Here is a 24,180-nt window from a genome sequence, read left to right on the forward strand (position 1 = left end):
GCTTAACTCGCATTCTCCAATAACGTGCGAATAAACTCGGCTTTGATAGCACTCTCCTGCTTACCGTCATGAATCAGACACAAGTCTGCACGCAGTGACTCTTTCAGCTTGATAAAACGAATCCCATGCCAATGATGCTGAGAAAACGTCGACGGCACCAACGTCACGGTGTTGCTGTTTGCTACATACGCCATCAAGGTGCTTGGCTCCACCACTTGTTTGCCAATATGGGGTGAAAAGCCTTCTTGCAGACAGGCATTGATGATGAAGTTTGCCGAGGCAGAATTCGCCAAACTCATAAACGCAAACTCACACGTCTTTAAATCTTGGAGCCGCAGCAAAGATTTGCTGGCTAACTCATGTTGCTCCGACACCGCCACCACAAACACATCTTTGCCCAAAGACACCGACTGATACGGATAAATGTTGAGTGCATCGGCAAAACGCACAATACCCACATCGATTTTCTTCTCGCTCAGATGCTTCTTTTGCGTCTCTGGGTTGAGGTCAAAAATGTCGGCGTGATAAGTGTCATGCTCAGCATGGAAGCGCTGTAACAGACGATCAAATCCGCCCCAAAATGCGCTACTTACCACACCGACTCGCAGGATGTTTCTCTGGTTCAACCCCACTTGCTGCACTTGATTGAGCGAGACATCCAAGGTCTGAAAAATCAGTTGGCATTTGGACTCCAACAATCGTCCGGCCTCCGTTAGCATGACGTTTCTTGAATCACGCTCAAACAGTTTGACGTTAAGCACTTCTTCCAACTCTTTGATGCGATTGCTCAACGGCGAATTGGTGATATTGAGGTTCTCGGCCGCCTTAGTGAAATGCTTGGTTTGTGCGACCTCGTAAAAGTAACGCAGCATCTTCAGCGTCACGCGCTCAAATGGTTCTAACTTCATACATTGAGTCCTAGCGAATTTCATCATCCTCTTTTTAAGGATGATAGTAGCGAATAAAGCAAAGATAACTAGCGCAGAAAGTCACACAATGGAATCAACACACAACCAGAAGGTGACTAACATGAATCACGATCCAGTAATCGGCGCACTACAAACCATTCGCGAACGCAAACCAAACTTCCAACCTAAAGCGGCGTTTATTTTAGGCTCTGGCTTAGGCGTATTGGCAGACGAACTACAAGACAAAGTGGTCATTCCATACGAAGAGCTCGAAGGGTTTCCGGTTAGCACCGTGCAAGGCCACTCTGGTGAGTTGGTGCTTGGTACCATGGGCGGCGTAGACGTAGTGTGCATGAAAGGTCGCGGTCACTACTACGAACACGGCTCAATGAAGGTCATGACAACGCCCGTGCGCACCTTTAAAAAGCTGGGCTGTGAGTTTCTGCTCGTCACCAACGCGGCAGGCTCACTTCGCCCTGAACGCATCGACGTCGGTTCTCTGGTGGTATTTCATGACCACATCAATACCATGCCTGAATCTCCAATGATCGGTCCGAATGATGAAGAGTACGGCCCGAGGTTCTTCAGCCTCGCCAATGCGTACGACAAAGACCTGCGCGCAGAAGCGTTTGAAGTCGGCAAAGCCAATGGCATTCACCTGAATGAAGGTGTGTTTGTCTCTTACACAGGCCCCAACTTTGAGACCGCAGCCGAAATCCGCATGATGCAAATCATCGGTGGTGATGTGGTGGGCATGTCGGTCGTGCCAGAAGTGATTTCTGCGGCGCATTGCGGCTTACCCGTATTGGCAGTGTGTGCGATCACCAACATGGCAGAAGGCTTGGGAGATGTAGCATTGTCTCACGCCCAAACATTGAAGTGCGCGAAGCTAGCCGAAGCAGATTTCATTCGCTTTATTAAGCGCTTTATGAAGCATCACTTCTAAAGCCGTTTCATTCCAAAAAGCAAAAGGGTCATCAAGTAACTTGATGACCCTTTTTCGTATCACGTTTTCTAACGTTCTGGGGTATTTCGGAGCCGTTTGTGCGTTTTACTTAACTGCGCGAACCAATTCAGCAATACCTTCCCAATCGCCGTTGTCCATCATTGCAGTTGGCACCATCCACGTACCGCCACAAGCAACAACCGATTTCAGCGCTAGGTAATCTTCCACGTTGGATGGGCTTACGCCACCTGTTGGCATGAATTCCACTGGGTAAACCGCCGTGAGTGCTTTCAGCATGCTTACGCCGCCTGATGGCTCAGCAGGGAAGAACTTCAACGTACGCAGACCCATTTCCATCGCTTGCTCAACCAAGCTTGGGTTGTTTACACCTGGTACGATAGTCACGCCACGTTGCTGACAGTATTTCACTGTGGTTGGGTTGAAACCTGGGCTAACGATAAAGTCCACGCCCGCTTCGATTGCGATATCCACTTGTTCTGTGGTCAGAACGGTGCCCGCGCCAATCAACAGTTCTGGGTACGCTTCACGCATGATGCGAATCGACTCCGCCGCCGCTTCGGTGCGGAATGTCACTTCCGCACATGGTAAACCGTTTTCTACCAACACTTTTGCCAGTGGCAGAGCGTGTGCTACGTCGTTGATTGCGATAACTGGGACGATTTTGATTTCTCTTAATCGTTGTTCAAGTGTTGTCATGGGGAACCTCTAAAGAATAAAGCTTAATGTTGCGACGATAATAAACGCGATACCGCCAAGTAACGTTTCCATTACCGTCCAAGTTTTTAATGTGGTTTTCTCATCCATCTCAAGCAGACGAGAAACCAACCAGAAACCAGAGTCATTGAAGTGAGACAGTACCGTTGCACCACCCGCAATCGCGATTACGATAAAGCAAAGGTCTAGTTCACTCAAACCTGTTGATGCTGCCACAACTGGCGCGATAAGAGCCGCCGTAGTAGTTAGCGCTACGGTTGCCGAGCCTTGAGCAACACGCAGACAGGTTGAAATCACAAACGCCGCCACAATCACAGGCATACCTGTGTCTGTAAGAACGTCAGCCAGTGCATCACCGATACCACTTGAGCGCAGTACGCCGCCAAACATGCCACCTGCGCCCGTTACTAGGATAACACCACAGATTGGAGCCAATGACTCACCACATAATTTTTCTAGTTTTGCCATGCCGTAGTCTTTGGCAAACACAGCCAGACAGACAATCAAAGTAATCAGCAACGCGACTGGGGTTTTACCTAGCATACGTAGGAACTCAACTAGTGCCGTTTTGCCATCAATCAAACCTGCAACCGCCAGTGTGTTCAATACCGTATCCAAACAGATTAGCAGGACTGGCAGCACAAGGATGGTCATAACCGTGCCAAATTTTGGTGCGTTGCGCTCATCCACCATCGCTTCGCCATTAAAGAAGGCTTTAGATAGTGGAATATCGAATTTTTTGCCCGCGTACAAGCCAAATAAGTAAGCGCCAAGGTACCAAGTGGGAATAGCCACCAGAATACCCACCACCAATAACAGACCGATGTTTGCGCCAAGGAATTCTGCCGCTGCAACCGGACCTGGGTGTGGTGGAACAAACGCGTGCATAACCGCGAAAGCACCGGCAGCAGGCAACGCGTATTTAATTGGTGAGCCACCAAAACGAGCCGCCACACTTAGGATGATTGGCATCATCACTACAAGGCCAGCATCGAAGAAGATTGGGAAGCCAAACAGTAATGAAGCGACGCCCAAAGCAAATGGTGCGCGCTCTTTACCAAAGCGACCAATCAAAGTGTCTGCCAGCACTTTCGCACCGCCAGTCACTTCAAGAATTTTACCGATCATCGCACCAAGACCAACCAGTAATGCCACGGAAGCCAGTGTGCCGCCGAAGCCGCCCATCATGGTCGATACGACTTTCTCAGAAGGAACGCCAGTGGCGATTGCTGTGCCTAAACTCACCATAGTAAGGGAAGCAAAAGCATGGACTTTCAGTTTAATGATCAGAACGAGTAACGCTGCAATGGCAAGGCCTGCAATCGTCAGTAGGAACGTAGGATCTGGGGCTTGGGTTAATTGCTCCATAGGTTCACCTTTAAGAATTATTGTTTGTGTTATGGTTCACATTTATTTCAGTTACCGGTAACATGTTACCGATAACATGAATAAGATAAACCCATATTTTAAAGTGAATTCAAAAATTGAGATCACGCGCAAATTTGGTTATGAGGATAAGTTATGGCTGGTAGTAGTGTCATCGTTATGGGCGTTTGTGCTAGTGGTAAAAGCACAATTGGTGAGCATCTAGCGAAAAAGCTAGGGCGTAAATTCATTGATGGTGATGATCTTCATCCACGAGCGAACATTCAGAAAATGGCATCGGGCCAACCTCTGAACGATGATGATCGCAAGCCATGGCTAGAACGCATTCGTGATGCGGCGTACAGCCTAGAAAGCAAAAACGAACACGGCATTATTGTTTGTTCAGCACTGAAAAAGATTTACCGCGATCAGATCCGCGAAGGCAACGACAACGTGACCTTCCTGTTCCTTGATGGCGATATGGAGTTGATCCTTAATCGCATGCGTATGCGTAAAGGCCACTTCATGAAAGAAAACATGGTGAAGAGCCAATTCGAGACGCTAGAGCGCCCAGACAACGAGCCTCAAACTCTGATCGTCAGTATCGACGGAGACATCAGCGACGTGGTGGAACGCTCTGCCGCTGAGCTAATCAAAGTGCAAGCGATCGAGGTGGCGTAATGACTCACTCTGTTGTTCTTGAGGTCACACAACGTTTGACCAAGCGCAGCCGTGAAGCGCGCGCTGCGTTTCTTGCTCGCACCGAAGTGCAAGCCGAAGCTGGCAAAGGCCGTGTTGGTTTATCTTGTGGTAACTTAGCCCATGCAGTCGCCGCTTCTTGCTCTTCTGAAAAGAAAAATATTCTCGATTTTACTCATGCCAATGTCGCGCTGATCAGCGCTTACAACGACATGTTGAGCGCCCACCAGCCGTACCAAGACTACCCAACGCAAATCAAACAAGTGCTGGCGGACTACGGCCATACAGCGCAAGTCGCAGGTTGTGTGCCAGCGATGTGCGATGGGGTGACTCAAGGTCAAGCCGGCATGGATATGTCGCTGTTTTCGCGTGACTTAATTGCGCAATCAACGGCGTTGTCTTTGAGCCACAATGTCTTTGATGCCACATTACTGCTTGGCATCTGTGACAAAATTGCCCCGGGGCAACTGATGGGCGCACTGTCTTACGCGCACCTACCGACTGCGTTTGTACCAGCGGGTCTGATGGCAACAGGCATCAGCAATGAAGAGAAAGTCGACGTGCGCCAAAAATACGCAGCAGGTGAAGTCGGCAAAGACGCTCTGCTGGATATGGAGTGTCGCGCTTACCACTCTGCGGGGACGTGTACGTTTTACGGCACAGCCAACACCAACCAGTTGGTGTTCGAAGCCATGGGCTTGATGCTGCCAGGTTCGGCATTCATCCATCCCCATACCCAACTGCGTAAAGCGTTAACCGATCACGCGGCTCTGAAAATCGCCTCAATGACGGCGGGTTCTGCAAACTTCCGTCCATTGTCTGAAGTCGTCACCGAAAAGAGCCTGATCAACGGTATTATTGCGCTGTTGGCATCGGGTGGCAGCACCAATCACACCATTCATATGATCGCCGTGGCGCGTGCTGCGGGCATCTTGCTCACGTGGCAAGACATCAGCGATCTGTCGGATGTGGTTCCTTTGTTAGCTCGCGTTTACCCGAACGGCCCAGCCGATATGAACGCGTTCCAAGACGCGGGTGGCGTGCCTGCGTTATTGCACCGCTTGAACGAATCCGAGCTTTTGCATCGCGATGTGAAACCCGTGTTTGGTGAATTTGAAGACCAAATGACGCTGCCGAGCCTTGTCGATGGCCAACTGACTTGGACACCGTGCCAAGGCAGCCAAGACGGTGACGTGATCGCCAAACCAGACGCCACTTTCCAAAACACCGGCGGCACTCGCGTACTGACTGGCAACTTGGGTAAAGCCGTGGTGAAAGTGTCTGCGGTGAAAGAAGAGCAACGCGTGATTGTTGCACCAGCGATCGTATTCCAATGCCAACACGAAGTGGAAGCCGCGTACAAACGTGGTGAGCTGAACAAAGATTGCATCGTTGTGGTCACACACAACGGCCCAGCGGCAAACGGCATGCCTGAACTGCACAAGCTGATGCCAATTTTAGGTAACGTGCAAAAAGCGGGCTTTAAAGTGGCGCTGGTTACTGACGGTCGTTTATCTGGCGCGTCAGGTAAAATTCCGTCTGCGATTCATGTTTCTCCAGAAGCCATTCGTGGCGGCGCGATTGGTTTAGTGCGCAACGGTGATTTGATTCGCCTGGATTGCCAAACGGGTGAACTTAACAACTTAAGCGACACCACTGGTCGCGAGTTGATTCATTTCGATACCGAATCGACCCAACAAACTTGGGGACGAGGCTTGTTTAGCGTGATCCGCCAAAACGTCTCTAGCGCAGAAGAAGGCGCAAGCTTCATTGTGTAAGCCAGAAAAACAAAAAGAGCGGAGTTTAATACTCCGCTCTTTGTATTTGTCTTCGTTGTTTTTGTTTCGCTTGATTAAGCGGTTTTCATCACCACGACAGCAGCAATCACCACAAAGATACCAAACCAACCGATTGGCTTGAGCTTCTGCTTAAACAGCAAGGCACCACCCACTGCGGTACCCAAGATACCGATCGCGCCCCAAGAGGCGTAAGCAATAGCTAAGTCGATCTCTTTCACCGCTTGCGCCAACAGCGTGAACGCAGCCAGCACCAACACAATAGCGGTAATGCCCCAGCCTTTGTATTTAAAGCCGTGAGAACGTGTGAGCGCCATGTTCGCCACGATATCGACCAAGGCAGCCATCACGACAAATCCAAATGACATCGTAAAAAATTGACTCATGATTCACACCTTACACTTGTAGAAAATGAACGTTCTTTTGCCAGTTTATCGGCGTTTTTCTTGGTGTTAGATTGACCGTGTGACTCCCCTAAAGTCACACAAACGATGCCGATGACAGCTAACATCAAACCAAGCAGCTCTTGGGTATTTAAGTCAGAATCAAACAACACGATCGAAACGACCGTGATCAATGAGATACCCAACCCTTCCCAGACAGCGTATGCCACACCGATCGATATTTTCTTCGCGGCAAACGCGAGAAAGTAGTAAGAGATTGCGATCAGCACATACATTACGATGTAGCCCAACCATCCATGACCTTGTCCGATAAAAGACATGGTGCTGGTGCCTGCTACTTCGGCAACGATGGCGAGCAATAAAAATAGACGTGCAACTAGCATGATGAATCCTCCATCAGAAATTAAAAAACTGCATAACGGAGAATGGTGAATGTCACGCATCTGTATCGACATTCAAAAAGTTAAAAAGATAAAAATGAGCCACTTCTCCTGACTATTTGAGCTAAGGTTAGCGCTGAGCAGGAAAAAGAGACAGGTAATTGAGATATTCATTTTTGAATATCTATAGGATCGAGTTGTCTATGCAATCACACATTTTCTTCATGGTTATCTTATGCAGAGAATCTCGGTGACGCGATACAATAACCAGTCATCACTGTGCGAAAATTAATGGCGTCTTCAGGGTTTGGCGTACCACTTTATGTAAGTGTCGGTGCAAAGGATGGTTGCGATTGGTTTGTAAGAAACCGCCAGAGACGACAAACTGGCTAAACTCACGGTTGACCAAAGGCATCGCGTAAGAGTCCAGCTCCGGCATCAATACTGCTGAGCTTTGACTGGCATACATAATCGCGTCGGTTTCTTGCAGCATTTGGCAAGCCACGCGCAAATTATAGGATTTCAATAACACCACAGGCTCATAGCCCATGCGGCGATACTCAGACTCCACGGTACAAAGTGGTTTATACGAAGCGGGCGCAGGCAGAGACACCAGAGGCAGTTTGGACACCGTGTCCCAATCATTACTGACTTTCGATAAAGTCGGGTGGTTTTTACGTGCCAAAATCACCCGTTTTTCAACAAACAACGGACGCATATAAATGTCTTTCGACAGCTCGGTCTCTTGGTCTAGAATGCAGTAATCGTGCTCACCCTCTAACATTTCATCGTGCGAGTAACTGTTCCAACTGGAAAAAGCAAAGTGCGCTTTGGGAAAGGCTCGATGGCAGCCAGTTAGCAATCGCTGCCCTTGCTCATCCATCAAATAAGGGTCGGTCACAATCGCGATCTGCCCTTGGTATTGCAGTGGGTCGAACACTTCAAACTCTTGCACCACTTTTTCCAGTGGTGCAATCATGTTGTCGAACTCGGCGGCGAGACGTATCGCCATCGGTGACGGCTCAACTCCATGCGCTTTACGCACAAACAGCGGGTCATCAAACACTTGTTTGAGCTTCATCACACCGCGACTGGCGCTCGGTTGAGAAATGCCCAGCTGCATCGCGGCCAGCTTGATGCTGCGGTTTTCCACCACGGCCTTTAATAAACGCATTAAGTTGAGATCCAATGCATCCAGCTGATGTGCCATACCCTAACCTGCTAATACCATTGATGAGCGAATACAGAGAGCGGATAACTGCGAGTTAAACACTCTCTCCGGAGGTAATTTGATACCCCATATCAACCACTTTTTCTTCTTGCGCTTCGCCTTTCAGACGCGCGATCAAAAGCTCTGCGCTCTTTTCACCGATTTTGAAACGCGGTGTATCGACGCTAGTCAGTTTCGGGCTGATGGTTTGACCAATATCCAGCGCGTTATAGCCCACAACCGCCAGCTGCTGCGGAACTTGAATGCCACGTTGTTGCGCGCTCAGCATGGTCCCTATCGCGATGTCATCGTTGGTACAGAATACGCCATCAAGCGTTGGGTGAGTTTCTAGCGCGCGTTCAAGCAAATCATGCGCTAAAGAGAAGCTAGAGTGGTCACCCGTTAATACGTGCTTAGGTTCTAGCCCTGCTTCCGTCATCGCGCGATCATAACCTTGCATACGCAGCTTGGTTCGCGTATCCAAACGCGCCCCAAAATAAACGATTGTACGCTTACCTGAATCTAACATCTGCTTAACCGCTGTGTACGAGGCATCTTCATGATCTAGCCCAACCGCCATATCAATCGGCTTTGGTGGTAGTTCCATCGTTTCCACTACAGGGATCCCTGCATTTTTTATCATTTGCAATGTACGCGGCGTATGATGGCTTTCAGTGAGAATAAGTCCATCGACCTGATAAGAGAGTAATGATGCGATCTTGCGTTCTTCTTCAAGCTCATCGTAGCTAAAATGCGCTAAAAGCGTCTCATAGCCATTGGCTTTGGTCACCATCTCTATGCCCTGAACAAAGGAAGCAAAAATTTGGTTGGACAATGAGGGCAGTAAAATACCAATGGCTTTACTGGACGACTTAGACAACATAGCGGGGGCGCGGTTTTCGATGTATCCCATCTCTTCAATCGCAGTCGCAATCTTGGCACGAGTCTTTTCTGCCACCGATTCAGGGTTACGCATATAACGTGAAACCGTCATCTTCGTGACGCCAACTTGGTCTGCGACATCCTGCAATGTCGTGCGAGTTTTCTTATTCTGTTGAGCCATAAATATGCGATTTATCAGTAATGTTACAAGTAACATTATGACGAATAGACTCCCTGCCGACAAGCTCAGTGAAAATAATTCGCAAAATCATGATGTTATTATTCTATTAGCCACCAAATTGCGTTTCATACATTGTGAGTCAAAGCCGAATAAATAAATGACATTTATATCAAAGTTCTTATAAAATGCCGTACCTAAAAGAATAAGACATTAGGCACAGTGCAGTTAGGCTCTAGCGAAACCCAGATTTACTATCACTTGCTTGATCTGGACGACTCCCAAAAGCAGCAATACCTCCAAGCATTGCAACAAAGTCAACCTGAGCTGTATCAACAACTCGTTCCTCTTTTAGCCAATGAGACACCAGAAGAACAACTAACGCAGTTACTTTACTTTGGTGCTCACCAGGCTACGAACCGAGACGTCGATCTAAGCGGAGAAGTCATCAGTAAGTATCGCCTAACTCATGAGTTGGGTCGCGGTGGCATGGGTGTCGTTTACGCCGCCCTACGGGCAGATGAAACGTTCGAACAAGATCTGGCCATCAAGTTTATTCAAAGCAATTTGAGTAATGTGCTGGGACAACGTGCACTCTTCGATGAGGCACAACTGCTCGCGCGCCTAAACCATCCGTACATAGCGAAAGTGTTTGATGGCGGCCTTCATCAAGATTCAGTTTACATCGTGATGGAGCGGGTATTTGGTCAAACCTTAGATGAATACCTGTCAGAAAATAAGCTGGAAAAGACGGAAAAACTGCTGCTGTTTAAGCAGATTTGTCAGGCGATGGAGCACGCCCACCAGCATCATGTTTTGCATGCCGATCTAAAACCAGAAAATATACTGATCGATCGTAGCAAACGACCCAAACTGCTCGACTTCAACTTGACTCAAAAAGCGCACTCCACCCGAGAGGGCTCACCCTCGGCACTGCTTGCTTTTAGCCAAAATTTTGCCAGCCCTGAGCAGCAGGCAGGACAAGTACTGACAGAACAAAGCGATGTTTATTCATTGGGCAAAATCCTCGCGTTGATGTTTCCATCACCAGCGGTTTGGTCTGATGTGTATTGGGTGATAAGACGGGCGACGCGTCCAGCCACCCAAGTGCGATACCCAGATGTGCGAGCGCTACGCATTGATATCGAGCGAATTATCGAACGTCGCCCTATCGAGCAGAAAAAACACTGGCCTTTGTATAGCGCCTTTCGCTTGGTGCAACGGCGCCCTCTTGCTTCTGCATTGTCAGGCATCATCGTGCTATCAGGTGTGCTATTTGGCAGCGCCATGATGCAAAAGAATATCCAACTGCAACAAGAGAAGAAGATTGCAGAAGATATGATGTACGAAATGACTCGCCTTATCTTCCACGCGAAGGGGCAGAATGTCGAACACCTCTCAGTGAGCTCCATGATGGAGTTAACACGAAGGCGGATACTCTCTAATCCAGATATCCCCAAACATATAAAACAAAAAATGTTGTTGGCGATGATGACACCGGTGCCAAAGAAGCACCTAACTACTCCAATGAGTTGTCAGCCAAATTGTGCGTCTGAGGACAGCACCAACCAATAAGGCTTAAAACAAGATGTATACACGTTCAGTGGTATTTTGGCTGTCTGCATTGACGGCTACCTCCACGTTAGCAGCAGACACTTCTGCTGCCACTTCACACCCGCCCACTTCATCCTTGAAGCAAGGCTACTTTATCGATGCGCCGGTGACTGGCTTGTATTACAAAACCAGTTCCAATATCACTGGCGTTACCCAACAAGGGGCATTTCACTACCAACCTGGTGATGTGATTAGCTTCTTCCTTGGCAACGATGATAAGGGTTATCTGCTGACAACCTTATCGAGCCAAGAAGTGCTTACACCGACGATGGCAACAACCAAACCCAGTCGTAGCATCAATATGACGCGCCTGCTGCTCTCTCTCGACAGCACGCCTGAAAATCGTAAGGAAATTGTCTTAGCCAACCGCGTGTTGTCTGATGCTCGCTTTCAAAACCAGCTCAAGGGCCTTGACCTCAATTATCTGGATGACGCCAAACGTCACCTCAATCTCGACTGGGTGTCTGTCGATGAGGCAATCGAGCACTTAAACGAAAGCCAGCTGTACATTGAGAAAAACTTTGCCTCAGATGAGATCATCTTCGAACCTCGCGGCATGACGTTCAAAAACATCGTGATCAAAAAGAAAGATTGGCAAGGCCGCGCTTGTGCTTACGATTTACGTTATCAACATCATCCTAAATATCGCCCTCCGTTTGGTGAAACTCGATTCACCATCACCAAAGATTCATTGATTGAACATCCAAGTATTGGCGATCATTTTCAAGGTTGCTTCCTCTCGATGAAGCGCCCTATCACGGAAGATGTTGTCGAACCGATAAGCAAGTTTGCGGATTGGTTTAATATCGTCGGTTGCTCAATCACTGGATGCACCCGCAACGATTTGAATGGCTTCTCTCTCGAAGACTTTGATGATGAAGGCGACTGGAAATACCGCTCCGTTGCACTCAACTTTGATCCAAGTACTGAGCTACTGATGGAAAAAGTACAAGGCCTTGGGCGTAAAAAAAACATCCACCACCACAATCGTACAGAAATGCTGTGGTTTACCTACCCCAACACGAACGAACACGACATCGACTACCTCGGGGTATGGCAGCAGACCCAATACCACCAGCAGTCCATGACACAATCGTGCCTATTGATGCGCCACCAACAAGTCATGCGACTGCCGCACAATGCAGACACCTGTCCAACCGACGCAAGCCTATACACCCAAGATGTCACCCAAGAGTATGCGGACATGTGGTGGGTCAACAATGACGAACCCAAAGCCGAGCTTGCGCAAATGAATGTCATGGTACGTTGGTCAACGACCCCAGCCGAAATCAATTACACCACTTGGGAATATCTGCCCGCTGGCGCAACTTGGGAACAAGGCATTTTATATCGCTATCAACAAGATGTTCTCCGCAACCGAGACGGCTCTGATCGCATTGAAACCCATACCATTTCTGAATTTGTCAAAGTGAGCGAGGATGTATAACCATGGCAACAGCAGTAGCACTGACACAAATCATTCAACAATGGCAATCTGGTGATAAACAAGCTGAGAGTGAGCTCTACCAATTTGCGTATTTGCAGTTACGTAAGATCGCCCAACACGAGCGTGAACGAAACGCGGAAAAGTACGGCACCGACAACAAAGTATTGGCCGATAGCGTCAACAGCACCACAGCATTAATTCATGATGCTTACCTGAAGATGTCCAACTGCGACATGAGTGAAATTGAAACAAAACGTGATTTCTTTTTGATGGCTGCCAAAGTGATGCGTCAAATCTTGATCGATAACGCACGCTCGCACCAAGCACAAAAGCGTCAACACATAACATTGATGAGAGATGAAGAAGATCGCTTCGAACAATTGATCATTATGGATAAAGCTCTGGATAACTTCAGTAGCCGTTACCCACGCCAATCAAGTGCACTCAAACTCAAGTATTTAATGGGAATGAAAAACCAAGAAATCAGTGAACTACTCGAGTGCAGCGCGAGCTTAATAGAGAAAGACCTAAAATTCTCTCGCAGTTGGTTGCAATCACGAATGGCGCTCGCGTAATGATAAGCAAAAAGTTTTGGATAATCGGCGCAATCTGCGTCGGTTTGCTCGGCGTATACTGCATGTCAGACGAATCCAGCTTGGCATCCGCGGCGGACTCATCAGACAGCACGAGCCAATCAACCACGCGAACACATCGTCAATATGAGCGCACATCTTTAGTTGAAGTAAAGCAAGCGTTGACAGGTTCTGCGTTGGAGAACGCCCACACAAAAGACGGTGATGACGCCTTCAATTCTGCCATTTTAGGACAACCAGGGCCAGTTACGAACCCATTTCATACTACAGAAGACGGCTCTTTTTACGACTCGTCTGTGGGTTATGAAGACAGCCGCTCAAAAGAGGACCCATCAGAGAACAATAAACCCATCATCAACCTCACGGTGGAACAACAGCTACAAACCATTATTTATGCTTGGGAGCTCAACCAAAACTCTCCGATTAGCTATTCGCTCAATCTTAACCAACTGTTTGAAGACCCGGATGGTGATCTCCTCACCACTCGGATTTGGCTCGAAAACGCCAATGGATTAAGGGTGCTAAACCAAGGACAAATGATGGTACTAGGTGCACCAGAGAACATTAAAACCACCACATACCTGGCGGTAGCGGCGCGTGATGATTACCACGGCGACAGCGACCATGCGTGGGTCACAACACGTTTTGAGTTGCCTGTTGTCACTCCAGGTCACAATGACACGGAACACCCGTTAATTGGCGACATTGTCTATCGCTTGGAGACGACGCAAAATCTTGGCGGTACCGCGTACGCGTATGAAGTGGTGTATTGCGAAGCGTTTCAGTTTGAAGATGACGAGGTACGTTATGCCGCCTCAAACAACAAACACCAGTGTCCTGAAAAGGGAGACTTAAAAAAGGTGGGTGAGTACAAAATCAGTGATGACTCGTTGATTGTTTATGTCCACGGCGTACGCCAAATTTGGACCACCAAAAAGGTATACGCATCTCAGGTTCATAAAGAGACTCAGAACTATTTCACCACCGTATTTGATGGCAAACAATTCGAAAGCTACACCATGCAAAAAAACAAGCAATCGATGGAAAAACGCATCAATGCACCGACTGGACGATATCTGCATCAAATCTCCTTTTTTGATTATTTGCTACCTCTCCCAAGTGGGGGGTATCTGGTTGCTGAAGTTGGCAATTATATTTATCACTATGGTACTCAAGTCATTGGTCCTCATGGTGAAAGCATCGAATCCGATTTCAATTTACACACTTATGGTCCTAACCTGTATTGTAGCGATGTCGCCATTTGGTATCACAGCCACGTCATTGCTGGTCAAGGAGACTATCAAATCGACATCATATCAGACCCTAACCCAGACGATCCGACTTACCAAATTGATTGCCACGAGTTCATCAGCACCCCCGCTACTGGACAACAATCGTTATCGTTTGATCTTAACTATTCCCCTTACGACGAGCTACTTGATGGCGAGGTGTATAGCTACATTTTACGTCCAAAACCTGAGCTCGCTGATCGCGTTGAGGAATTTAAGATCAACATGATTTATCACGCCCCAGTCCTTACCAACACCCAATAAACCTTTCTTTACAGGTGGTTATTTTGACAAAACAATCATCCCCAAAATAAAACTGGAACCGTGATCAAATTATCAATTTTCCATCATAGACAAAAAATAGAAATAAATTTTACGGGTTTTGTGCGGTTTTTCGTGTCTTGAACCTAGGCTCAATAGTCATTAAAAAGACACCACTCTCTTCAATCTCACTAGTGAGATTGAAAGATAAAAACAATAAAAAAGCGACTTTCTCATTCGGAAACGAAACAAGGACAAATGAATAATGAATAAGGTGAGTTTATTAGCAGCGTCAGTGGCTATCGCTCTTACTGGCTGTGGCGGTTCAGATGGTGGTTCAAACAGTGCTAACAACGGTGTTGTGATCACAGGCTTTGACGGCTACTTCAAACATGCAGTTGTTTTTGAAGATACGAACAACAACGGCCAATGGGACACTCAAGAAACATTCCTTGGTCTGACCGATGAGAAAGGTCAGCTTAAATTGGATGCAAAACCAGAAAACACTCTAGCACTGCAGACCATTACACCAAACGGTGCAAAGCAGAAACAGCTTATCGCTTTGGATGCTAAAGAGTACGCTGGCAAATACACGGTTGATATGGATCATCCAGGCCAAGCCATGGCCCACGAAGTCGTGTTCCGTGCACCAACATCGTCAAACGTGATTTCACCTATCACAGACCTTGTTGCGATTGAAATGGCAAAAGATCCATCCATTAGTGAAGAAGACGCAAAAGCCAAGGTAAACCAAGCGCTAGGAGGCTCAGAAGAAGCACCAATTGATCTGTACAGTGATTTTGTTGAAGGTGCGACAAAAAACGCCGAACTACATAAAACCGCTCAGATTCTGACCGACTCAAAAGCGCAAAACCCAGCTAACTACGAGAAAAAGGCCACTGAATTTGCTCAAGCGGCAAACCAAGAAGTGGAACGTCTTGTTGCATCTGGCGAAAACATCAATGACCCAAGTCTACGTCCAATCATCACTGACGCGACCCCAAATAGCGACAACTTAGCACCTGAAACGGCAATCAATAACAAGCTAACCGTAAACGAAACCGTCGAAGAGGCTGCTAAAGATAAGCTTGGCAAATTACCAAAAATCGTACAAGGCGCAGGCTTTGATGGCGTTGAACTAAACATCGAAGGTCTTTTCACAGACAAAGACCAAAACCTTGTGACAACCAAACTGACGCACAACTTAGCAGGCACAGGCATTGAAGTTGCGCAAACTGGCAACCTGATTGTTCTATATCCGACTGCTATCGTAGAAAAAGCTGGTGATTTTGAGATAGTTCTAACGGCGCAAGACATTGATTCTTTAGGTAAGGTTTTGGGTACGGTAAGCACCGTATTTAAGTTCGAAATCGAATCGGCAAACTTACCACCAATGGTTGTAGAAACAGAACAAGCGCATCTACAGTCCATCGTTGATGGTTGGTACCTACAACAAGGTGAAGTATTTGAGCAAACGCTCGATATTTCTAACTTGTTCCAAGATAAAGACGGTCATATCACCGACTACTCAGCGGACTATGTGGACATTGAAGGTCTAACAGTATCTGAGGATGGTAATGCGATTGTCACCATTAAAGGCACACCGACAAAAGCGAGCGAAGCTGGTGCAGCACTTGCGATTAGCGCAACAGATGGCCATACCGCGGTACAGATTGCGCTCAGCATGCCAACGGTTATCGAAGGCGTCACGCCACCACCAGTAGTGCCGACTTTGGGCTTCACTCAAGAGCACTTCAACGGCCAAGAGTGGAAAATGGGTAGCTTTGCACAAAAAGACGGTGAAATTGGCTATGCCATGTTGATGCAAGACTCTGAAGGCCTACTATTCTGCTGGGGCTCAAACCATGATGAGATGAATCAAGAGTACAAAGCGAGCATCAGCGACTTCCTAGAAAACACATGGGAACACGATGCCTACGCTATTCTTGCCGATCTGGACCAACAAACTGGTTACGCGGAATACCACAATAAAGACTGTGAAGACGTCGAGCTGAAAGACGGCAAGCTATACAACAGCTATGGCGAAGAGTATGAAATGCTGTACCAGCACACAACCGAGCATAACGGCACTCAGATGATCGTTAAAATCTCAGATGATGAGCTGTTCTGGATGGATTCAAGCAACACACCATTCGCAGAATCACTTTCGGTTGCAGAACACATCAAACACGGCACGGTAGAGCATGACTTGATGGTAGAAAGTAAAGGCTCGGGCGACGACAAAGTCCTGAAATACTCGTCAGGTACGTACGAGTACAACGCTGATACTTACAACTACACGTCGTTCATGCCAACAGGATTCCAAACTCCAGGTAATTGGGAAATCCAGAATGATGAAGGCCGTGAGCTGCTGATTCTAAAAGAAACAGGCTCAGAGTCAGATTACAAAACTCGTCATCGTTACATCAACCGTGATTTTGGTGACTTCTACATCGGTATTCGTTGGAGTAAAGAGCAAAACGGTCATGAATCCGCGCCGGAATATGGTCTGTACTCTCACAACAAAGAAGCCATGACAAGCATCGCGAGTTCACTCCCGATTTTGGAGCCTGGCGATGATGACTAAAGCAACCATCGTTAACCCTTGCTGTGATAGCGTGCATTTGCGTAGAAGACGCAGAACGCTTTGGGAACGCTTGGTCGGCATCAAAGAAGTGTATATCTGCTCTAACTGTCACAAAGAAACGCCACTCAAATAGCGATAATATTTGAGACCGCAAAAAAGCCCCGAACTCGGGGCTTTCTTCTATCTTTTGACCGCAATATTTGAGTCGTTATTTCACGCACACCACGTTCAATAATGAGGTTCCGGTGAGCTGGTTTGGCTCACGATCTGCGAACAAACCTTTCTTACCTTTGCCCCAATACGGCAGTTGCAGTGGCCATTGATTTTTTTCCATCACACCAGACGCCCTCAACACTTTGAATTCTGCAGGGCTGGCTAAGCTCATACCCAGTTGCTGACATACTTTTTGCGAGTTTTCGTAGTTGAGACGATTCCACGGCTTGCCGTATTCCATGTAAAACTGATTGTGGTGGTCGAGTAAGTACGGCACCACGTACGTTTTGCCTTGTAAGGAGGTTCTCAACCGAACTTCAATGTCATCATTCCCGCTCACAACTGGCTTCGCTTTGGTCTTAGCAGCAGGCTTGGACGAAGAATTATCACGTGTATTTTTTACCTTGGTCTTTGACTTCTCTGCCGGCGCTGTAAAGGCGTCGGTATCAGCTCGCACGGCAGGAACTGGCGCGGATTTCGGGGTCACCGTCGGTGTTGGCTTAACCGAAGATGCGGCTGATTTCGACGGCACAGCGGGTTTAGATGGTGTCGTAGACTGTTTATTCTCTTTTCCAACCACGCGGATGAACGCCTCTTTGTAATTCGACAAGGTTTTGACTCCTCGCAAATCCCCTCTCGCATCAGACAGATCTTTGTAAGGCCCAATCAAACAGCGATAACCTTTGGACTCCGGCTTCATCCACACGTCAGTCGTAATCTTGCTGTAAAGCGGCTTTGCTTTCGCGAGTGACATTGGCTTTGGTAGTAATCCGCATTGAATCCAGTAGAGGTAGTTGCCTCCTTGCGGCACTTTCTTTCCCCATACTCCGTTACCAATTGGGCACGTTTTCTCAAGCATCGGCAGTTCTTTCTCGCTCGCTTGAGTAGCTTGGCAAAGGAACTCCTCCGCCGATACTGGGCTAGAAAACTGGGCGCATACCAGCAACAAGCCGAAAGCTAGGCTTGCTTGGAAGATACGAGATGGGTGTTGTGCCTTCTTCATTTCCATACACTTCACTCTAAATTAGTGGGTAAGGTCATTATGGCGGCAAAGCGCCAAAAAAATGTGAACAAAGAATAACTAGCAAAAAAAGAGCCGGAATTTGCATCCGGCTCTCAGTTTAGGAAGGAATTAAGCGAATTTACAACGCTTGGCGGGAAAATTCTTAACCTTTGTACAGTTTCGGGTTGAATACATCTCGTAACCAGTCACCCAATAAGTTGATAACCAGAACCAGTGTAACCAACACGATGCCTGGGAATGCAGTAATCCACCACGCACCTGAGAAGATGTAGTTAAAGCCGATGCTGATCAGCGCACCTAGTGACGGCTGATCAACAGGAAGACCCAAACCTAGGAATGACAGTGCCGCTTCCGACATGATCGCATTCGCTACCTGTACCGTCGAGATAACCAAGATTGGTGATAGACAGTTTGGCAGGATGTGACGGAACATGATGCGTGGCGCTTTAAAGCCCATCACTCGTGCCGCTTCTACGTATTCCTTCTTCTTCTCAGCCAGTACTGAAGCACGAATGGTACGTGCGTATTGCGGCCATTCAGCCACACCGATGATCACCACCAGCATCACCACCGCATATTGGCTGTAAAAATCGCTGCCAAAGCTGGCTTTGAAAATGGCCGATACGATGATCGCCACCATCATGGTTGAGAACGATAGTTGAACATCCGCAAAGCGCATCAAGAAGCTATCGATACGACCACCGAAGTAACCCGCCGACAAACCAATGATGATACCCAGAATCAACTGAAGACCGACGGCTAAAAAGCCGATCGTCAAAGACAGACGAGAACCATAAAGAATGGTCGATAAAATATCACGGCCTTGCTCATCAGTACCAAGAACAAAACGCTCATCGCCCTCTTCCATCCAAGACGGTGGTAGCTCTGAATCCATGATGTCGATAGACGTCAGATCATACGGGTCAGTCGGAGCTAGAATTGGCGCAGCTAATGCCAACACTAAGAACATCATAAAGACCGTAAAACTTGCCATCGCCACTTTGTCGCGCTTGAAGTAATACAAGAAGTCCGACTCTTTAAAACGCTGCCATGCTGATGGAGCGGCTTCAGGAGCTGGTGTTACATTTGATTGGCTCATGATTAAGCTCCTTTTCCAGTTAAGTTCACAGTTGGGTTGATGATGCCGTACAGCAAATCAACGATGGTATTGGTTACCACGAAAATCAGACCAACAAAGATAACGTAAGCTGTAATCAACGGTGTATCGACACGGTTGATTGCCTCTAGGAAAAGAAAGCCTGTACCCGGCCACTGGAATACGGTTTCGGTTAGGATGGTGTAAGCCACCATGGTACCAATCTGCACGCCACCTACCGTCAGTACTGGCAGCATGGTGTTCTTAAGTGCATGTTGGTAATAAATCTTTTGTAAGTTCAAACCTTTGGCTTTGGCGAACTTAATATACTCCGAACTCAGCACCTCCAACATTTCTGAACGTACTAAACGGATAAACAACGGCAGCATGATAGACGCTAGCGCAATACACGGCAGGATAAGGTGCTTAATACCATCGATGGTAAAGAAGCCTGATTCCCAACCAAGCACGTTAGCAGTTTCACCTCGCCCGTAGGAAGGCAGCCAGCCGAGTTCGATGGAGAAGACGTACATCAGCATGATCGCGGTTAGGAACACCGGAATCGAGATGCCGACACTACTCATCGCCATAACAAATTTGGTAAAGACACTCTTCGGGTGAATCGCGGAATACACCCCGAGTGGTATAGAGAAAACGATAATAATGAGCGTCGCGCCAAACACGAGCTCTAATGTTGCCACCAGCTTATCGAGGATCACCTCAACCGCAGGTCGCTTGAAAAAGTATGATGTACCCAAATCACCTTGCAGTGCATTACCCACAAAGCGCGTGTACTTTGTGATAAAGGGATCGTTCAGGCCCAATTCGTCGCGTAGCGCTTGGCGCTCCGACTCCGAAACCGACTGACCTACAAGCTCACGCAGCGGATCACCCAGGTTGTCCTGAATGGCAAACGCCACCAAACTGATCACAAACATCACTATCAGTGCCTGAAACAGGCGCTTGACCAGAAACGAAAACATTCCTTGCCCCTTAACTATCCATAGATCTCTAAACTTAGAGAGAAAATTCAGTCTGTAAAACTGGCTCAATCCGACTGAAACAAAACCGAGCCAAGTGTCGAAAACAGAGAAGGACTGGCGCCCCTCTCTGTCATGACTAAGTATGATTACTCGACAACTAGGTCGCCAAAGTAAGGCATTACCATTGGGTTCACGATGTCTGCAGCTTTCACGTTAGACTTCGCGCCCCACGCTTCACTTTGCCAGTGTAGCGGTACGAATGCGGCATCGTTGTATAGCGTCGCTTCGACACCTTTCAGCATTGCTGCACGTTTCGCAGGGTCCGTCTCAACGTTAGCTGCTTCTACTACTTTGTCCATTTCTGGGTTTGAGTAGTGACCACAGTTGTACTGACCACGACCGGTTTCTTCGTTACGAGTCATAGTTAGGAACTCGTTGAAGTTTGCCGAGTCCTCTGTATCCGAGTGCCAACCGATCATCAGCATGTCTGCCGCACACTTATCAAACTCAGGCCAGTATTGCGCTTTAGGCATGGTTTTCAGATCAACCTTGATGCCAATCTTAGACAACATTGCCGCCGCCGCTTGCGCTACTTTCGCATCGTTTACGTAGCGGTTGTTTGGCGCAATCATAGTTAGAGTAAGGCCGTCTTCGTAACCCGCTTCTTTCATCAGTTGTTTTGCTTTCTTCAGATCGTAGCGAGGTACTAGCTTGTCATCGTGACCAACGTAGCCAGTTGGACTCTGCTGACCAGCTGCTGTCGCGAAGCCTTTCATGATTTTCTTCACGATGCCTTCGTTGTTGATTGCGTGAACAATCGCTTGGCGAACGCGAACGTCTTTCAGTGCTTCGTTGCTGTTTTGGTTTAGTTGGAACGTGATGATACGAGTACCTGGTAGCGTGACTAGGTCGATGCCGTCTGCGTCTTTCACACGTTTGTGATCGTTTGGTGCTACCGGGTGAATCATGTCAACGCCGCCAGAAAGTAGCGCAGCTACACGAGTCGCGTCTTCTTTGATTGGTACAAGCGTTAGCTTATCAACGTTACCTTTCGACTCTTTGTCCCAGTAATCTTTAAAGCGTTCAAATTCCACTTTTACGCCCTGCTCACGTGATGTCACGATGAATGGACCCGTGCCAGAAACGTTAGTCGATGCGAATGAGTTACCGTGCTTCACTAGTTCAGACTTGTCTTTGCCGTCCGCTGTTTTACCCGTGTAGAACTTGCTGTCCATAGGGAAAATGTACGTTGCAGTTTGCAGCACTAGTGGGTAAGGACCTTTGGTTACAAGATCGAACGTGTTGTCGTCCACTTTGACGATTTTCTCGTACGGGTCGAAAATGTTTTTAAAATCAGGAGAACTTTGTAGACGCTCAAACGTCCATACAACGTCGTCAGCCGTTAGGGTATTACCAGAGTGGAATTTCACACCTTCACGCAATTTAAAACGAACGGTAGTGTCGTTAATGCGCTCCCAGCTCTCTGCTAGACGAGGTTCGAAATCCATTTTTTGAGTAAAGCGAACTAACGGATCAAATACCATGTGTGACATTTGCAGTGTGCCACCTGATAGCTGCTCATGTGGGTCAAGCGATACTGGGTCAGCTGCGTAGCCAACTTTGATATCTGCTGCCAGTGCATTAAAGCTTAGGCCCGCCGCCATTAGCGCCACTGCTAATTTGCTTTTCATGGTTTTCATTTGCATAACTCCTTCATGCGGGGATACGGATCCCTTGTTGTTGTGTTTGCGTCTTTGTTATGACTAAAGGTTAGCCAAGCGAGGTGCTTGGTTTATGCCGTCTCGATCTCTTCTCGCAAGCCTGTAAATTCAGGCATCAGAGAAATCAATTTTTTGCTGTATTCGTGTTGGGGTGCCGTAAATAACTGTTCTGTTGGTGCCACTTCTAAAAGTGTACCCATTTGCATCACACCTACTCGGTCACACATCTGGCGAATAACAGGTAAATCGTGGCTGATAAACAACATAGTCAAGTTCAGCTCACTTTGCAGATCTTTCAGCAAGTTTAGAATTTGTGCCTGTACCGATACGTCCAGTGCCGATGTCGGTTCATCACAAATCAAAAGTCGAGGACGAGTCGCCAACGCACGCGCAATAGAAATACGCTGACGCTGACCACCGGAGAATTCATGAGGGTACTTAAGCCCAGCCATGCGACCCAAACCAACATGATCGAGAAGGTCATTCACGATTTGGCGAGTTTCCGACTCGTTTTTCGTCAGTTTATGAAAACGGATTGGCTCAGCAATAATATCGAATACCTTCATACGAGGGTTCATTGAGGTATACGGGTTTTGGAACACCATCTGCATTTGACGACGCATTGGGCGGCGTTCTTTCTCAGAGGTTAAAGCTGTCAGGTCAATACCCTCAAACTTCACCTGACCAGAGTTAGGTTGGTATAAACCAGCAATAACTCGCGCAATGGTTGATTTACCAGAGCCAGACTCACCCACCAAACCAAAGGTTTCGCCTTCATGCACTTCAAAGCTCACATTATTGGATGCCTGCACGTATTCGCGACGGCTTTCAAATAAAGAGTCTTTGGTGACAAAGCGCAGATTAACGTTCTTCACGTCCAAAAGCGGGCCTGTGTACTCGCGCTCATCCTGGCTTTGTCCTAGCCAGTGATTCTTGATGTCGAGTGGCTCCATTTCTGCCGCTTCTTCGATGTAGCTGACCAAAGGGAAGCGATCGAGCTTTCTGTCTGAACGTGGAACGGCTGAAATTAGGCTGCGAGTATAGGAGTGATCAGGATCGCCCAACACTTTGGCTGTTGGTCCAAACTCCACCAAGTCACCACGATACATTACCGCGACGCGGTCAGTGACGTTGGAGACCACACCCATATCGTGAGTGACCAGCATACAGCCGACATTATTCTTGATACACAATTCTCGGATCAAGTTGAGGATTTGGTCTTGGATTGATACGTCCAGTGCCGTAGTTGGCTCATCGGCGATGATCAGATCTGGCTCACCAGCCAAAGCAATCGCAATGACGACACGCTGACGCATACCACCAGAGAATTGGTGTGGGTATTGTTTTAAGCGGTTTTCTGGCTGCGGGATGCCAACTTGCTGCATTAGAGAAAGCGCACGCTGATACGCCTCTTCATCAGAGACTTTCATGTTGGCGTGGATCGTCTCTTTCAGCTGCTGCTCAACCGTAAAAAGTGGGTTAAGTGAGGTCATTGGATCTTGGAAAATAAAACCAATCTTCGATCCGCGAACCTTACGCATCGCTTCTGGTGATAAACCAGAAATTTTTTTTCCATCCAAGAAAACATCGCCGCTAGCAACGCGACCTGGAGGGCTAAGCAAATCAATAACGGCGTTACCAACGGTGGATTTACCCGCACCTGATTCGCCAACAACACCCACGATTTCACCACGTTCAATATGAAAAGAAAGTGACTTCACGGCAGCGTGAACGCCGTGTCGGGATGGGTATTCAATACGAAGGTTTTTCACTTCTAATAGTGACATTTCAGACCTCTACTGCCTTGTCTGTGGTATCGAATCGCGCCAAAGGCACCATTCATCACCTG

21 protein-coding genes are annotated in these 24,180 nt (G+C 47.7%); 9 read left to right on the plus strand and 12 right to left on the minus strand.

The window, feature by feature from the left end; genetic code table 11:
• Positions 1-2: 2 nt before the first annotated feature.
• Positions 3-908, minus strand: a complete 906-nt coding sequence (locus tag EX191_RS19600; RefSeq protein WP_031849948.1) for a LysR family transcriptional regulator — start codon at positions 906-908, stop codon at positions 3-5.
• Between the two features lie 121 nt (positions 909-1,029).
• Here EX191_RS19600 and xapA point away from each other — a divergent pair, with 121 nt between their 5' ends.
• On the plus strand, positions 1,030-1,854 hold the full coding sequence (gene xapA, locus EX191_RS19605; protein WP_193448312.1) for a xanthosine phosphorylase: 825 nt from the start codon (positions 1,030-1,032) through the stop codon (positions 1,852-1,854).
• 105 nt (positions 1,855-1,959) lie between these two features.
• Here the strand turns inward: xapA and EX191_RS19610 are convergent, their stop codons facing one another.
• Both EX191_RS19610 and EX191_RS19615 read right to left on the minus strand, forming a co-directional pair.
• Positions 1,960-2,571 carry a bifunctional 4-hydroxy-2-oxoglutarate aldolase/2-dehydro-3-deoxy-phosphogluconate aldolase gene (locus tag EX191_RS19610; protein ID WP_005379148.1) on the minus strand — a complete coding sequence of 204 codons (612 nt, stop codon included), beginning with the start codon at positions 2,569-2,571 and terminating at the stop codon, positions 1,960-1,962.
• A gap of 9 nt (positions 2,572-2,580) precedes the next feature.
• Positions 2,581-3,957, minus strand: a complete 1,377-nt coding sequence (locus tag EX191_RS19615) for a GntP family permease (RefSeq protein ID WP_005478622.1) — start codon at positions 3,955-3,957, stop codon at positions 2,581-2,583.
• Between the two features lie 153 nt (positions 3,958-4,110).
• Between EX191_RS19615 and EX191_RS19620 the strand changes: the two genes are divergently transcribed.
• Both EX191_RS19620 and edd read left to right on the plus strand, forming a co-directional pair.
• Positions 4,111-4,635 carry a gluconokinase gene (locus EX191_RS19620; RefSeq protein WP_193448313.1) on the plus strand — a complete coding sequence of 175 codons (525 nt, stop codon included), beginning with the start codon at positions 4,111-4,113 and terminating at the stop codon, positions 4,633-4,635.
• Entirely contained in the window at positions 4,635-6,431 is a 1,797-nt protein-coding gene (gene edd, locus EX191_RS19625; RefSeq protein ID WP_193448314.1) for a phosphogluconate dehydratase, read from the plus strand. The genes EX191_RS19620 and edd overlap by 1 nt, the downstream gene beginning before the upstream one ends.
• A gap of 74 nt (positions 6,432-6,505) precedes the next feature.
• Here the strand turns inward: edd and EX191_RS19630 are convergent, their stop codons facing one another.
• From EX191_RS19630 to EX191_RS19645, 4 genes are all read right to left on the minus strand, one after another.
• Positions 6,506-6,835 carry an SMR family transporter gene (locus EX191_RS19630; protein ID WP_053807555.1) on the minus strand — a complete coding sequence of 110 codons (330 nt, stop codon included), beginning with the start codon at positions 6,833-6,835 and terminating at the stop codon, positions 6,506-6,508.
• Complete coding sequence (locus tag EX191_RS19635; RefSeq protein ID WP_193448315.1) at positions 6,832-7,236, minus strand: SMR family transporter; 405 nt, start codon at positions 7,234-7,236, stop codon at positions 6,832-6,834. The genes EX191_RS19630 and EX191_RS19635 overlap by 4 nt, the downstream gene beginning before the upstream one ends.
• A 271-nt stretch (positions 7,237-7,507) precedes the next feature.
• The gene (locus EX191_RS19640) at positions 7,508-8,443 is read right to left on the minus strand and encodes a LysR family transcriptional regulator (protein WP_048624586.1); all 936 of its coding nucleotides are present in this window, start codon (positions 8,441-8,443) and stop codon (positions 7,508-7,510) included.
• A gap of 55 nt (positions 8,444-8,498) precedes the next feature.
• Positions 8,499-9,506 carry a LacI family DNA-binding transcriptional regulator gene (locus tag EX191_RS19645; protein ID WP_005394370.1) on the minus strand — a complete coding sequence of 336 codons (1,008 nt, stop codon included), beginning with the start codon at positions 9,504-9,506 and terminating at the stop codon, positions 8,499-8,501.
• 219 nt (positions 9,507-9,725) lie between these two features.
• Here EX191_RS19645 and EX191_RS19650 point away from each other — a divergent pair, with 219 nt between their 5' ends.
• From EX191_RS19650 to EX191_RS19675, 6 genes are all read left to right on the plus strand, one after another.
• Positions 9,726-11,078 (plus strand): protein kinase domain-containing protein, encoded by a 1,353-nt coding sequence (locus tag EX191_RS19650; protein ID WP_193448316.1) that lies wholly within the window; start codon positions 9,726-9,728, stop codon positions 11,076-11,078.
• A 13-nt stretch (positions 11,079-11,091) separates the two neighbouring features.
• Positions 11,092-12,564, plus strand: coding sequence for a chromosome partitioning protein ParA (locus EX191_RS19655; RefSeq protein ID WP_193448317.1), 1,473 nt, complete (start codon positions 11,092-11,094; stop codon positions 12,562-12,564).
• Between the two features lie 2 nt (positions 12,565-12,566).
• Entirely contained in the window at positions 12,567-13,139 is a 573-nt protein-coding gene (locus tag EX191_RS19660; RefSeq protein ID WP_065645797.1) for a sigma-70 family RNA polymerase sigma factor, read from the plus strand.
• 2 nt (positions 13,140-13,141) lie between these two features.
• On the plus strand, positions 13,142-14,710 hold the full coding sequence (locus EX191_RS19665) for a hypothetical protein (protein WP_193448322.1): 1,569 nt from the start codon (positions 13,142-13,144) through the stop codon (positions 14,708-14,710).
• 262 nt (positions 14,711-14,972) lie between these two features.
• Positions 14,973-17,294, plus strand: a complete 2,322-nt coding sequence (locus EX191_RS19670; protein ID WP_193448318.1) for an acid phosphatase — start codon at positions 14,973-14,975, stop codon at positions 17,292-17,294.
• Positions 17,284-17,427, plus strand: coding sequence for a hypothetical protein (locus EX191_RS19675; RefSeq protein ID WP_012841245.1), 144 nt, complete (start codon positions 17,284-17,286; stop codon positions 17,425-17,427). The genes EX191_RS19670 and EX191_RS19675 overlap by 11 nt, the downstream gene beginning before the upstream one ends.
• Before the next feature lie 75 nt (positions 17,428-17,502).
• On the opposite strand, the gene EX191_RS19680 is transcribed toward EX191_RS19675, so the two are convergent.
• The 5 genes from EX191_RS19680 to EX191_RS19700 form a co-directional block, all read right to left on the minus strand.
• Positions 17,503-18,516, minus strand: coding sequence for an SPOR domain-containing protein (locus EX191_RS19680; protein WP_193448319.1), 1,014 nt, complete (start codon positions 18,514-18,516; stop codon positions 17,503-17,505).
• Between the two features lie 157 nt (positions 18,517-18,673).
• Positions 18,674-19,630, minus strand: coding sequence for an ABC transporter permease (locus tag EX191_RS19685; RefSeq protein ID WP_005394358.1), 957 nt, complete (start codon positions 19,628-19,630; stop codon positions 18,674-18,676).
• A gap of 2 nt (positions 19,631-19,632) precedes the next feature.
• Positions 19,633-20,610: an ABC transporter permease gene (locus EX191_RS19690; protein ID WP_031780394.1), complete on the minus strand. Its 978-nt coding sequence runs from the start codon at positions 20,608-20,610 to the stop codon at positions 19,633-19,635.
• Between the two features lie 146 nt (positions 20,611-20,756).
• Entirely contained in the window at positions 20,757-22,310 is a 1,554-nt protein-coding gene (locus tag EX191_RS19695) for an ABC transporter substrate-binding protein (RefSeq protein ID WP_046874194.1), read from the minus strand.
• Positions 22,311-22,402: 92 nt separating this feature from the next.
• Positions 22,403-24,118 (minus strand): dipeptide ABC transporter ATP-binding protein, encoded by a 1,716-nt coding sequence (locus EX191_RS19700; RefSeq protein ID WP_193448320.1) that lies wholly within the window; start codon positions 24,116-24,118, stop codon positions 22,403-22,405.
• Positions 24,119-24,180 lie beyond the last annotated feature (62 nt).

The organism is Vibrio chemaguriensis, from assembly GCF_012275705.1.
Classification (GTDB): Bacteria; Pseudomonadota; Gammaproteobacteria; order Enterobacterales; family Vibrionaceae; genus Vibrio; species Vibrio diabolicus.

Bases quoted from the DNA above. Each gene is read 5' to 3' on its own strand.
- EX191_RS19600 (WP_031849948.1), bottom strand. From the start codon at position 908: ATGAAGTTAGAACCATTTGAGCGCGTGACGCTGAAGATGCTGCGTTAC.
- xapA (WP_193448312.1), top strand. From the start codon at position 1,030: ATGAATCACGATCCAGTAATCGGCGCACTACAAACCATTCGCGAACGC.
- EX191_RS19610 (WP_005379148.1), bottom strand. From the start codon at position 2,571: ATGACAACACTTGAACAACGATTAAGAGAAATCAAAATCGTCCCAGTT.
- EX191_RS19615 (WP_005478622.1), bottom strand. From the start codon at position 3,957: ATGGAGCAATTAACCCAAGCCCCAGATCCTACGTTCCTACTGACGATT.
- EX191_RS19620 (WP_193448313.1), top strand. From the start codon at position 4,111: ATGGCTGGTAGTAGTGTCATCGTTATGGGCGTTTGTGCTAGTGGTAAA.
- edd (WP_193448314.1), top strand. From the start codon at position 4,635: ATGACTCACTCTGTTGTTCTTGAGGTCACACAACGTTTGACCAAGCGC.
- EX191_RS19630 (WP_053807555.1), bottom strand. From the start codon at position 6,835: ATGAGTCAATTTTTTACGATGTCATTTGGATTTGTCGTGATGGCTGCC.
- EX191_RS19635 (WP_193448315.1), bottom strand. From the start codon at position 7,236: ATGCTAGTTGCACGTCTATTTTTATTGCTCGCCATCGTTGCCGAAGTA.
- EX191_RS19640 (WP_048624586.1), bottom strand. From the start codon at position 8,443: ATGGCACATCAGCTGGATGCATTGGATCTCAACTTAATGCGTTTATTA.
- EX191_RS19645 (WP_005394370.1), bottom strand. From the start codon at position 9,506: ATGGCTCAACAGAATAAGAAAACTCGCACGACATTGCAGGATGTCGCA.
- EX191_RS19655 (WP_193448317.1), top strand. From the start codon at position 11,092: ATGTATACACGTTCAGTGGTATTTTGGCTGTCTGCATTGACGGCTACC.
- EX191_RS19660 (WP_065645797.1), top strand. From the start codon at position 12,567: ATGGCAACAGCAGTAGCACTGACACAAATCATTCAACAATGGCAATCT.
- EX191_RS19670 (WP_193448318.1), top strand. From the start codon at position 14,973: ATGAATAAGGTGAGTTTATTAGCAGCGTCAGTGGCTATCGCTCTTACT.
- EX191_RS19675 (WP_012841245.1), top strand. From the start codon at position 17,284: ATGATGACTAAAGCAACCATCGTTAACCCTTGCTGTGATAGCGTGCAT.
- EX191_RS19680 (WP_193448319.1), bottom strand. From the start codon at position 18,516: ATGGAAATGAAGAAGGCACAACACCCATCTCGTATCTTCCAAGCAAGC.
- EX191_RS19685 (WP_005394358.1), bottom strand. From the start codon at position 19,630: ATGAGCCAATCAAATGTAACACCAGCTCCTGAAGCCGCTCCATCAGCA.
- EX191_RS19690 (WP_031780394.1), bottom strand. From the start codon at position 20,610: ATGTTTTCGTTTCTGGTCAAGCGCCTGTTTCAGGCACTGATAGTGATG.
- EX191_RS19695 (WP_046874194.1), bottom strand. From the start codon at position 22,310: ATGAAAACCATGAAAAGCAAATTAGCAGTGGCGCTAATGGCGGCGGGC.
- EX191_RS19700 (WP_193448320.1), bottom strand. From the start codon at position 24,118: ATGTCACTATTAGAAGTGAAAAACCTTCGTATTGAATACCCATCCCGA.